This is a genomic window from Sorangium sp. So ce448, from assembly GCF_051520915.1.
In the GTDB taxonomy this organism is placed as follows: Bacteria; Myxococcota_A; Polyangia; order Polyangiales; family Polyangiaceae; genus Sorangium; species Sorangium cellulosum_B.
The window spans coordinates 8,247,356-8,258,275 of sequence record NZ_CP150343.1; the positions used below are offsets into that span (position 1 = coordinate 8,247,356).

The following is a 10,920-nucleotide window of genomic DNA, read 5'->3' on the forward strand; positions in this document are numbered from 1 at the left end:
AGAGACGCCTCCTGCCCCGAGCCTGTACCGATGCGCAGCGCTCGCCGCTTTCCTCTGGCCGACGCTCGCCAGGGAGAAGCCTCGTGCGCTCTCGCACGCCGCCTTCTGTCGTCCGCCCGCTCCATCGAGAAGAGCCCCCGCGCGCCGCGCGGAGACGCCCGCGCGCCGGCTCAGTACACGCGAAACTGCCCGCTCAGCACCAGCAGCGAGAGCATGTGGAGCAACCTCGAGAAGTAGCGGGTCTCCCCGGTCGCCGGCGGCGTCGTCCACACCGCCTCGATGTAGTCGGCGCGATCGTCGTTCGTCGCGATCAGCCCGGTGACCCCGTTCATGAAGATGAGCGCCGACTCCGGCGTGGCGTTGAGCATCGCGCCGTTGATCTTGAAGACCGCGCCGTACTTGTCGATGCCCAGCTTCGAGAAGAACCCGAGCAGCCGGTCCGCCTCCTCCACTTGCCACGGGTCGACGCCGAACCAGACGTGGTCGAGCGCGAGGCTCAGCTGCGTGCGGTAGGCCTCGGAGCCGAAGTAGTCCCAGTTGAGCACCGGCGTGCCGTCGAAGTGGGCGCGCACCGGGATGAGCCCGGTGCTCGGGTGCGCGGCCCCCTGCCAGTGGATGCGCGCGCTGGCGGCGGCCTCGGACCAGAAGGGGTCGCGCATGGCCTGCGCCCAGAGCTCGTAATAGGCGGGCATCTCGATGGAGGGACGGGTGACGTCCGCCACCGAGACGTGCGGGTAGTCGTAGACGAGCTTCGTCGTCGAATCGAACGTGTTGGTAAACCCCGAGACGACCCCCCCGTTCAGGGCCTCCTTGTGGCGCATCACCTCGAGCAGGCCGATCGCGTCCAGCCCGTAGTCGATGGTCCCGGTGTCGCTCCCCCAGCGGCCGTGGGCGAAGAACAGCGCCATCGCGACCTGCTGGAGGCCAAAGGGATCGAAGCACGCCACCGCCATGCCCCCCGGGACGTCGCACCAGGACACGAGATATCCCTGGCCGGGACCGGACTTGAGCTGGAGAGTGGACTTGGCGTATCTCCAGATCCGGTCGAACTCGTCTCGCTTGTCGAGCTCGACGGTGATGATCATCCCGAGGCCGATGCCCTCGGAGCGCACGCTATTGTGGTAGTCGTCCCAGATGTAGGCCTGTTCGGTGCCGGGCACCGGGTAGTAGACGGTCTCTTCGTCGCGATCGCCGTAGAAGAGCTGATCGAAGCTGTCCTCGATCTTGGCCGCGATCTCCTCGTCCGTCTTGCCGAGCACGTCGCGGAACGCGTTGGGGTACTCGGAGGGGCCCGTCAGCGGACCGAGCTCATCGCTGCTCATCCGGTCGTAGCCGAGCGAATCCACCGTGGTCACACACCCAGGCAGCACACACACCGCCATCCAGGCACCGGCGACGCCGGAAGCTGCGCGGAACGAACGGAGGAGGGCAGGGCGACGCATGACCCAGAGTTTAGTTGTTTACATAGCGCCGTACCCGGGAAGCAAGCACGCTGTTCGGATGCCGGCGAAGAAACGCCGCGGCGCGCTGCGAGGCAGCGTCGGAGCGGCCGCTCTTCGCGAGCGCGTCGATCCGCAGGACCTCGGCCTCGAGGCTCAGCCGCCCGCGCGGATGCGCCCTGGAGTAGGCGTCCAGGAGCGAGAGCGCGCCTCGCGCGTTCCCGCTCGCGAGCATCGTGCGCGCCGCGTCCAGCGCGCCGAGCTCCGCCTCCAGGGCGCGGGGACCGGACGGCTTCGGATCGAGCTTCGTGGCCGCAGCGCTGCTGCCACCCGCGAGCGCCGGGGCCATCGTGTCCTCCGCGAGAGCCTCCTCCGGCGCCGGCGCCTGTGCAGGCGGCCGCGCCCCCGTCTGCGCGGCAGGATCGGCGAGCGCGGGGCCGAAGCGGTGCGCCGCGGCGACGTCCGGCGCGTCTTGCCCGCGCCAGGCGAGGTAGCCCGCCGGGATGCCGGCGAGCATGCCCACCGTCGAGAGCGCGACGAGGATCTTGGTCCAGCCGAGCTTCACGGCGAGCGACGAGGACGTCGCGGACACCCCTGCCGCAGAGAGCGCCGCAGGCGCCGCCACGCTGGCCGACAGGGCTGCAGCGCCGGCGAGTCCCAGCGCGGCCAGCGTCTTCGCGCGCGTCTCCGGTGACGTGGGATACGACGCGCCTGCGCTCAGCAGCGCGCGTTCGAGCGGGTTGTCGCTCTCCTCCAGTAGGCGACGTGGTTCCATCATCGTCTCACCTCGCTCGTCGAAACGAGCTCCAGCGCGCGGACGCGCTCACGAAAATCGGCCCTGGCCCTTCGCAGCCGAGAGGCCACGGTGCCCTGCGGGATCCCCAGCACGCCGGCGATCTCCACCATGCTCATCTCCTCGAACTCGTACAGCACGAACACGGTCCGCAGATCGGACTCCATCTGGTCGAGGACCTGATCGAGCATCTGTCGCGCGTGTTTCTGGCTGGTGAGCTGCTCGGGTGTCGCAGCGTCCACTACCTCCGGCGGCTCGGCCGCGGGGAACTCTCGCCGGCGCGCGGCGCTGCGGCGCGCGTGGGCGGCTACGTGAAGCGCGGTCTGGAGAAGAAAACTCTTCTCGGCGCCCGGCCGGACGTCGTCCAGCCGCTGCGCGGCGGCGATGAAGGTGCGCTGCACCGCATCGTCGATCTCGGCAGCAGGGGTCCCCGCGTTGCGGAGCACCCGCCCGATGAAGTCAAGATGAGCGTCCACCATCCGTCGCAGGCGCGCGTCCCGCTGCTTCACGTTTGCCGCCGATGGAGCAACGCTCGCCGGCTCGCTGTCAGGCAAAGCAGGCGATGTCATGACGTCGGCAACCATGCTCACCGCGAGGCGAGGCATGAGACCAGTGAAGAACGGACTCTACCCGGAAGCAACGGGCGACAGCCAGAGCGGAACATTGTCCTCGGGTCGGGGGGGGCAGCGCGCCTGCGGCCCAGCTTCCGGATGCCGTGCATGGGTCATAATTCCCAGCGCGAGTCGGAGTGATCACAGAATCCTGGCTTAGAAGTTGTGCACGATTCCAACGCCAACGAGCGGCGAGATCACCGGCGTCTCGCCGACCGTTTCTGCAGACCACCCCATCGTGAACCGCCGGTGAACGAGCGGCACGAGGACGCCGGCCTCGAGCTCGAGGGCGGTCCCCCCGCCGAGGAGCGCAGCGGCGCGCGCGAAGCCTCCCACGCTCCACCACGATCGCACGACGGACTCCGGGTTCGAGATACCTCGTCCCGCCGCCGCGAGCCAGCCGCCGGCGGCCACGACGCACGGCTCTGCGCTGACGACAGGGCCGAGCTGCCAGCGCACCGGGCACGCGGAGAGGGCCGCGGCCGCCCACTGGATGAGGACGCTGTCGCCGCCCGACAGCAGGTCGTTCCGCGCGTACATCAGCGAGAGGCCGAACGAGGGGCTCAACGGGCCCTCGACGTGCGGGGTCACCCGGGCACCGACGGCGCCGCCCAGGCTCGCATGAGGTGCGACGACCTGGGTCACCACCACGTGCGCGCCGAGCGCGAACTTGAGCGGCGGCGCCTCTCGCGGGGCGACCGGTGGCGCCGGGGGGGCAGCGGGCGGCGGCGGCGCAGGGGGAGCGAGGGGCGCGGTCACCTCGACCACCTCGTCGAGCGAGAGCGCCGCGGTGAGCGAGAGCGCCTGGACCACGACGTCGCACGATGTGGCATCGACGATCCGCGTGTCGGTCTCGCCGCCTGCGTGAACGACGCGCAGCTCGCCGTGGACCCCGGCCCCGCCGCGGCTCAGCCGGACGCGGACCCCCCAGCCGTCCTCTCCGTCCGCCGCGAGGCGCACGCGGTCCGACCGGGCACGGAGGCCCTCGTAGAACTGGTCGGCGGTCGAGCAGTCCGCCGGGGCATCGAAGTCGATGCGAATAGGGATCGGCGCCGGCGCCGCGGTGGCCGAGGACCAACCGAGGACGACGAGCTCGATGAGCGAGATGCCGTCACCGGAAGCCACGGGCCCGAAGGTGCCACGAACTGTTCGCGAACCGCCAGATGGTCATGCACCCAGCCGATGTGCAGCGTGCAAAAATCCAGGGGGCGACGCGGCGCGGCGGCGGCGCGCACACACAGGCGCTGTGAGCTACCTCATCGCGCGAGCGTGAGGTCGCGCTCACGCTCCTCGGAGGCGAGCGAGCACCTCGCGCAGCGATCCGAGCTCCGCGTCCGCGCCGGTGAAGTCCGACGACGCCGTGAGCGGCGACGGGACGACCCAGCACGTCAGGCCCGCGGCCCTGGCCGACCGGAGGCCGCGCTCGGAGTCCTCGATCACGAGGACATCGCGCGCGGCGAGCCCCAGCCGCTCGCAGGCGATCCGGTACGGCTCGGGATCCGGCTTGGCGCGCGCGTACTGATCCCGCGTGAGCGCGAACTCGAACCACCGCAGGAGGCCCGTCGCCGCGTGCGCTCGGTGGAACGGCTCGGGCTTGCTGCTCGTGACGATCGCCATGCGGAAGCGCGCGGCGAGCTCCGTGACGACCTCCCGCACGCCCGGCAACAGCGTGTCTCCGCCCGCGACGAGCTCGAGGTACCGCCGATCCCGCTCGTCGGCCAGCCGCCGCACGCCCGCCTCGTCGACCCCGCGAGCGCTGGCGAGGTGCCAGGCGCCGCGCGCCTCGACGAGGAACAGCTGGCGATAGTCGTCGAGGGTGAGATCGACGCCGACCGACGCAATCGTCTCGCGCGTTGCCTGGAAGTAAAGCCCTTCGGTGTCGACGAGGACTCCATCGTTGTCCCAGAGGATGGCCTTGAACACGCGGGGCCTTCGTAGCGCCGCTCCTCGATGCCGGCAAGCGAGCCCGGCGGCAGCGGGCGCCACGCCTCGGCCTCTCACCGTTCGGAAGGACGCGCGCACGCGAGCGCCAGGCCGGCGCGATTCACGTCGTGGACGCCCGCGGCGGCCACCCATCCGCCGGAACCAGCAAGGGTCCCAGCCGAACGCATCGACGGTTTCCCTGCCGCCTGACGGTGGGCGAGGCAACCCAGAGACACACCGACAAGGCGGCGAGACGGGGCGAGACGAGACGCGGAGAAGCCGAGACATAAGCGCTCGCGAAGTACAAAGTTCGTGACTGCGCCACGAGAGATGGTGCTAGCCTCGGCCAAGGCGGATAACACCAACACATCCACCGAGGCGGTGCTCCCATGGGTGACAAATCTCCGAAGGCCAAAGAGCGACAGAAGAAGCAGGACACGGCGGAGAAGAACCAGAAGAAGGCAGCCGCGACCGCCAAGGCGTCGCCTGCTCCGGCCGCGCCCGCCAAGAAGGGCAAGTAGCCGGACCGAGCGGGGCCGCGCTCGGCGCGGTGCATACCCCGCTTCGACAGAGCTCTCCACCCCACCTCGCCTCTCCCGGGGCTCGGCGCGCGCGTCGCTCGGCGCCGGGCCACGGACGAGCCTGATTTCTTCCACCGCATCTTCCTGGCGCGGCGGCCTCGCGCTAGAGAGGGCCGAGCCGTGCGACTCACCCCGCTCCAAGCCGTCGCGCCGCCGCTCGCCGCGCTCGTGATCCTGCTGGCGCTCTGGGAGGCGCTCGCCCGAGCGCTCAGCATCCCCGCCTACCTCCTGCCGCCCCCTTCGGACGTGGCGCGGGCGGGCGCGGTGAACGCCGCCACCCTGCTCGCCGGCGCCGTCACGACGGCGAAGGCCGCGCTCGCCGGCTTCTTCCTCAGCGCCGCGGTCGGCGTGCTCGCCGCCATCGCGCTCGCCTCGTCGCGCCCGCTCGAGAGGGCGCTCTATCCCTATACCGTCTTCCTGCAGACCGTCCCGATCGTCGCCATCGCCCCGCTGCTCGTGCTCTGGTGCGGCCCCGGCCTGCGCGCGGTCGCGGTCTCGGCGTTCATCGTCTCGGTGTTCCCTGTCATCGCGAACACGCTCACGGGCCTGCGCTCCGTCGAGCCCGCGCTGCGGGATCTCTTCCGGCTCTACGGGGCGGGCCGCTTCGCCACGCTCCGCAAGCTCGAGCTGCCCTCGGCGCTCCCCCACCTCGTGACGGGGCTCCGGATCGCGGCGGGCCTCGCCGTCATCGGCGCGATCGTCGGGGAGTTCGTCGCCGGCTTCTCGGAGGACGCCGCCGGCCTGGGCATCCTGGTCCTCTCCGCCTACCGCCAGCTGCGCACGGATCTGCTCTTCGCCGCCGTGCTGCTCGCCTCCGGGCTCGGCCTCGCGCTGTTCGGCGCCGTCGACCTCGCCGGCAGGCGGCTCTTGCGGCGCTGGCATCCTTCGGAGATCAATCGCTGATGGACTTCCCCGACAGCCGCCGGTCGTTCCTTCGACAGCTCGCCTCCCTCGCCGCCGTCCCCCTCCTCGCCCCCGCCTGCTCGCGCTCGCAGTCGACGGAAGGCGACGGGCGCGCCTCGTCCGCGTCCCCGCAAGGAAGCGCGCCGGCCGCGCCTTCGCAGAGCGCGCCGGGCGCGGCCGGCGCGGCTGCCCCCGCTGCGCCGGCCGCGAAGGTGAAGCTCGCCCTCAACTGGGTCCCGGAGCCCGAGTTCGGCGGGTTCTACGCCGCGCGCGAGTCGGGCGCGTTCGCCAAGGAGGGGCTCGATGTCGAGATCCTCGGCGGCGGCGCCGGCGTGCCGGTCGTCCAGATGGTGGCCGGCGGGCAGGTGGATTTCGGCATCTCCGGCGCCGACGAGGTGCTCACCGCCCGCGCCCGCGGCGCGGACGTGCTCCCCCTCTTCGCCGTGTTCCAGACCTCGCCGCAGGCCATCATGACCCACGAGAGCCGCGGCGCGAAGAGCATCGCCGACATCCTCAAGTCGGGCACGCTCGCGATCGAGCCGGGGCTGCCTTACGCCGCGTACCTCAAGAAGAAGTACGGGTTCAACAAGGTGAAGGTCGTGCCGTACGACGGCGGCGTCGCCCGCTTCGTCGCCGACAAGGACTTCTCCCAGCAGTGCTTCATCACCGCCGAGCCGATCGCGGCCAAGCGCAAGGGGAGCGATCCCGCCGCGTTCCTGGTGGCCAGCGAGGGGTTCAACCCGTACGTCGTGGTCGTGATCACGCGCGCAGCCCTCTGGAAGGAGAACCCGGAGCGCGTCCGCGCGTTCGTCCGCGCGACGCGCGAGGGCTGGCGCACATACCTCCAGGATCCGACGCGGTCCAACGAGATCATGGCCAAGCTCAACACCTCGATGGACGCGGAGACCTTCGTCTCCGCGGCCGAGGCGCAGCGGCCGCTGATCGAGACCACCGAGACCAAGGAGAAGGGCCTCGGCGTGATGACCAGCGAGCGCTGGGAGACGCTCGCGAAGCAGCTCGTGGACCTCGGCGTGCTCGAGAAGGCGCCGCCGATCGACGAGGTGCTCGTCGCGACGCGCTGATCGGCGCGACAGGCGCGCGGCGCGACAGGCGCGGCGCGCGGCGAGAGATCCCGGCCCGCGACTTCGTCTAGAATGTCGCACGCCGCGCCTCGTGGCGCAGCCGCGCCTCAACGCAAGGGAAGAACGCCCTCCATGGCTTCCACGCATCGACCTCGGGCCAGCCGGCTCCCGTTCGCCTCGCTGCCCCTCGCGGCGGCGTACGTGCCTGCCGCCGTCGCCGCCGCCGCCATCGCTTTTGCCGCGTGCGGCGACGAGTTCACGGCGCGCCCGCCCGACGCGTCGACGAGCTCGAGCACCGGCGGCGGGAGCGGCGGGAGCGGCGGGAGCGGCGGCGGGTGTCCTGGGGGCGGCATGGTCTGCGGCGACGCATGCGTCGACCCGATGACGGACGCGCAGCACTGCGGCGAGTGCGACGTCGCCTGCCCGGCCTTCGGCGGCGAGCCGACCTGCCTGGACGGGGTCTGCCAGTCGCCGGCGTGCGAGGAGAACCGCGGCAACTGCGACAAGGACCCCGAGAACGCCTGCGAGGTGGACCTCCTCACGAGCACCGCGCACTGCGGCAGGTGCGACAAGCCCTGCGGCGGCCAGTGCGTGCGGGGCGCCTGCGTCGTGCCCACGCACATCGCGGCCGGCACGGATTACACGTGCGCGGTGCTCAGCGACAGCTCGGTCTGGTGCTGGGGCAGGAACACCTGGGGCAACCTCGGCGACGGGACGCTGCAGCAGGATCGACCGATCCCGAGGCCGGTCACGGGCCTCAGCGGCGCCACCAGGGTCGCGGCGAGCGTCTCGTCGGGGCGCGCGCACACCTGCGCGGTGCTGACCGACGGCGCTGTGGCGTGCTGGGGCGCGGGCAACAGCGGGCAGCTCGGCGACGGCGAGGCGACGAACTCCCCTTCCCCCGTGCGCGCGAAGGAGCTCGCGGGCGCGACCCAGGTCGCCGTCGGCGGGACCCATACCTGCGCGGTGACGGCGTCGCACGAGCTCTATTGCTGGGGCGAGGGCAGCTCCGGCCAGCTGGGCTACGGCGACGAGGTCGATCGGGTCGAGCCCACCGTGATGCTGGACGGCGTGGACTCGGTGAGCGCCGGACTCTCGCACACCTGCGCGGGCATGATGGAGCGGATGGGCGAGCGCACGATGAACTGCTGGGGCCACAACGAGAGCGGCCAGCTCGGCCTCGGCAACTTCAACCAGCAGAACACCCCGCAGCCCGTCGCGGGCCTCACCAGCGTCGCGCTCACGGCCGCGGGCGCCTTGCACACGTGCGCCGCGCCGGCGCGCGGCGTGGCCTCCTGCTGGGGCAAGGGGGAGCAGTTCCGCCTGGGGACTGGCCTCGTGAACCCTGAGGCGGTTCCCCGGAAGATCCCGGACCTCGTGGACGTGACCCGGATCTCGCTCGGCGCGAGGCACTCCGGCGCGGTGCTGGCGGGCGGCGAGGTGCTCCTGTGGGGCGACAACGCGAAGGGTCAGCTCGGCAACGGCACGCAGGATCCGGGGCTCCTTCCGGAGACGATCGGGCTGACCGACGTGGTCGAGCTGGCCCTCGGCGATGACCACAGCTGCGCGCTCAAGCGCACGGGCGAGATGCTCTGCTGGGGTGACAACAGGAACGGGGAGCTGGGCGACGGGACCGTCGAGCCCCGGCTCGTGCCGACGCGCGTCGCCTGGCCGACGCAGCCCTAGGACGCCGATCACGTTGATCGAGCAAGAAATTAGCCGCCAAGGCGCCAAGGACGCCAAGAACAAAACAGAATCTTGGCGTCCTTGGCGCGCTTGGCGGTTCAAATTCCTGTTCTTTTCCGGGGTTTCAACCCGTTTGTCGCTCTAGCGCGACGCCTCGACCGCGCGGCCCCCCCCCGCGCGCCAGATGCTGCGCAGTCCCACCGAGCCGTCGAGTCGACGGCGACGCCCTCGCGCCGCCGTCTCGCGGACGAACCGACGCGCGCGTTCCCGCCGGTGCCCCCGCGGCGGGCCGGCAGGGCATCGCCCGACGCGCATCAACGGCCTTCGGGAACATTCGGCAGCATTCACCAACACGCCACCAGGACGCGATCTCCGCCCGTTGCACACATTCGTCGCCACGTGCACTACGTAACTAACGTGGACTGACGTGGATTGACGTGGACTGACGTGGACTGACGTGGACTGACGTGACCGCGCTGTGCAGTCAGGGCGCAAGCGCGCAACCACGCGGACACACATGTGAAACATGACGCGCGCGACACGGGCGACGCGGGAGACGCGGGCGACGCAACGCAGCTCAGCAGCCTCCCCGATATTTCATGAACCGAAGAATTTCGACTCGACAGCCAATCAGGTCAACCGCATATACTCCAGCTATCTTGGCCGCATCGTCAGCCTGACGAAGCCAGGCAATTTTCACTTTGGCTTCTCGACGCGGCCTATTTCGACAACTCCGGTCCCGCAACCATGGACCCCTGGAGGGCACATGCCGCATCCCGTCACGTCAAAATCATCGCATTCCAACGGAAAATGGTTGGCTTGCGGCGCGCTGGCGCTCCTCTCCGCGGTGTCGCCGCTGATCCCGGGTCCGGCGCTGGCGCAGGGGGGATGCTACGGCGAGATCAAGACGTTCGCGACGGTTCCGGCGGCTCCGGGGTTCCCCGAAGGCATCGCGGTCCATGGGAATCGGGTCTACGTCTCCGGCCCGGCGACGTTCGGCACCGCAGGTCAAGGCCCGTCGAAGATCGTCGTATTCGACAGGGACACCAAAATCCTGAAGAACACGATCGTGGTGGCGGGCGAAACGCTCGCCGCCGAGCATGCGCTGAGCTGCATCGCCGTCGACGATGACGGCCGCGTCTACGCGCTCAGCACGCAGCTCGGCCTTCTGCGCTTCACGAAGACTGGACACGGATATGTCCAGGAGAGCTACGGCGACCCGCTGCCGGATCTGCCGGCGTGCGTGATGGCCGCGCCGGGAGAGGCGTGCTCGCCGACGCCCTTCCCGACGCCGCCGATACCGAACGATATCGCCTTCGACGAGGAGGGTTACGCGTATGTGACCGACTCGCTGCAGGCGACGATCTTCCGCTACCCGCCCGGGGGCGGCGCGCCGGAGATCTGGTTCCAGAGCGCCGCGCTCGTCGGCAGCGGCGACCTGCCGATCGGCGTGAACGGCATCCGGCTCGATCCGGAGCGGGAGCACGTCTATTTCTCGGTGTCGTTCTCCCCGTCGGACCCGAGCCTGGGGTCCATCTACCGGCTCCCCCTCGTCGACGCCCCCGAAGAGGCCGATCTGGAGCTGGTCCACGACTACGATGCTGGCGAGGCGCCCGACGGGTTCGCGTTCGGCAAGTCGGGGAAGCTCTATGTCACGCTCGCGGCGGCCAACGCGATCTCGGTGCTCGACGAGGACGGGGTCGAGGAATCGCGCATCGAGAGCGCACCAGGGGACGACATTCCCCTCGACGCCCCCGCCAACGTGGCGTTCAACGACCCGGCGCAGACGCTGCTCATCGTGAATCACGCGAGCTTCACCAGGAACGCCGCGCACTTCGGGGTGCTGAGGGTCTGGGTCGGCGACAAGGCCGATCCGCTCGAGAAGCCGTCGCTCCCTTGAGA

10 protein-coding genes are annotated in these 10,920 nt (G+C 70.5%); 5 read left to right on the forward strand and 5 right to left on the reverse strand.

Going from position 1 to position 10,920, the window contains the following annotated elements; genetic code table 11:
- Positions 1-170: 170 nt before the first annotated feature.
- From WMF45_RS30990 to WMF45_RS31010, 5 genes are all read right to left on the reverse strand, one after another.
- Positions 171-1,442 carry a glycosyl hydrolase family 8 gene (locus WMF45_RS30990; RefSeq protein ID WP_437708656.1) on the reverse strand — a complete coding sequence of 424 codons (1,272 nt, stop codon included), beginning with the start codon at positions 1,440-1,442 and terminating at the stop codon, positions 171-173.
- 10 nt (positions 1,443-1,452) lie between these two features.
- Positions 1,453-2,217, reverse strand: a complete 765-nt coding sequence (locus WMF45_RS30995) for a hypothetical protein (RefSeq protein ID WP_437708657.1) — start codon at positions 2,215-2,217, stop codon at positions 1,453-1,455.
- Entirely contained in the window at positions 2,214-2,741 is a 528-nt protein-coding gene (locus WMF45_RS31000; protein WP_437708658.1) for an RNA polymerase sigma factor, read from the reverse strand. The genes WMF45_RS30995 and WMF45_RS31000 overlap by 4 nt, the downstream gene beginning before the upstream one ends.
- A 258-nt stretch (positions 2,742-2,999) precedes the next feature.
- Complete coding sequence (locus tag WMF45_RS31005) at positions 3,000-3,968, reverse strand: hypothetical protein (protein WP_437708659.1); 969 nt, start codon at positions 3,966-3,968, stop codon at positions 3,000-3,002.
- 156 nt (positions 3,969-4,124) lie between these two features.
- Positions 4,125-4,766 (reverse strand): HAD family hydrolase, encoded by a 642-nt coding sequence (locus tag WMF45_RS31010; protein ID WP_437708660.1) that lies wholly within the window; start codon positions 4,764-4,766, stop codon positions 4,125-4,127.
- A gap of 389 nt (positions 4,767-5,155) precedes the next feature.
- Here WMF45_RS31010 and WMF45_RS31015 point away from each other — a divergent pair, with 389 nt between their 5' ends.
- From WMF45_RS31015 to WMF45_RS31035, 5 genes are all read left to right on the forward strand, one after another.
- Complete coding sequence (locus WMF45_RS31015; RefSeq protein ID WP_269454198.1) at positions 5,156-5,287, forward strand: hypothetical protein; 132 nt, start codon at positions 5,156-5,158, stop codon at positions 5,285-5,287.
- Positions 5,288-5,467: 180 nt separating this feature from the next.
- The gene (locus WMF45_RS31020) at positions 5,468-6,250 is read left to right on the forward strand and encodes an ABC transporter permease (RefSeq protein ID WP_437708661.1); all 783 of its coding nucleotides are present in this window, start codon (positions 5,468-5,470) and stop codon (positions 6,248-6,250) included.
- Positions 6,250-7,332 carry an ABC transporter substrate-binding protein gene (locus WMF45_RS31025; protein WP_437708662.1) on the forward strand — a complete coding sequence of 361 codons (1,083 nt, stop codon included), beginning with the start codon at positions 6,250-6,252 and terminating at the stop codon, positions 7,330-7,332. The genes WMF45_RS31020 and WMF45_RS31025 overlap by 1 nt, the downstream gene beginning before the upstream one ends.
- Positions 7,333-7,464: 132 nt before the next feature.
- A complete protein-coding gene (locus WMF45_RS31030) occupies positions 7,465-9,018 on the forward strand; it encodes a hypothetical protein (RefSeq protein WP_437708663.1) in 1,554 nt (517 codons plus the stop codon).
- An 814-nt stretch (positions 9,019-9,832) separates the two neighbouring features.
- Complete coding sequence (locus WMF45_RS31035) at positions 9,833-10,918, forward strand: SMP-30/gluconolactonase/LRE family protein (RefSeq protein ID WP_437708664.1); 1,086 nt, start codon at positions 9,833-9,835, stop codon at positions 10,916-10,918.
- Positions 10,919-10,920: the final 2 nt, after the last annotated feature.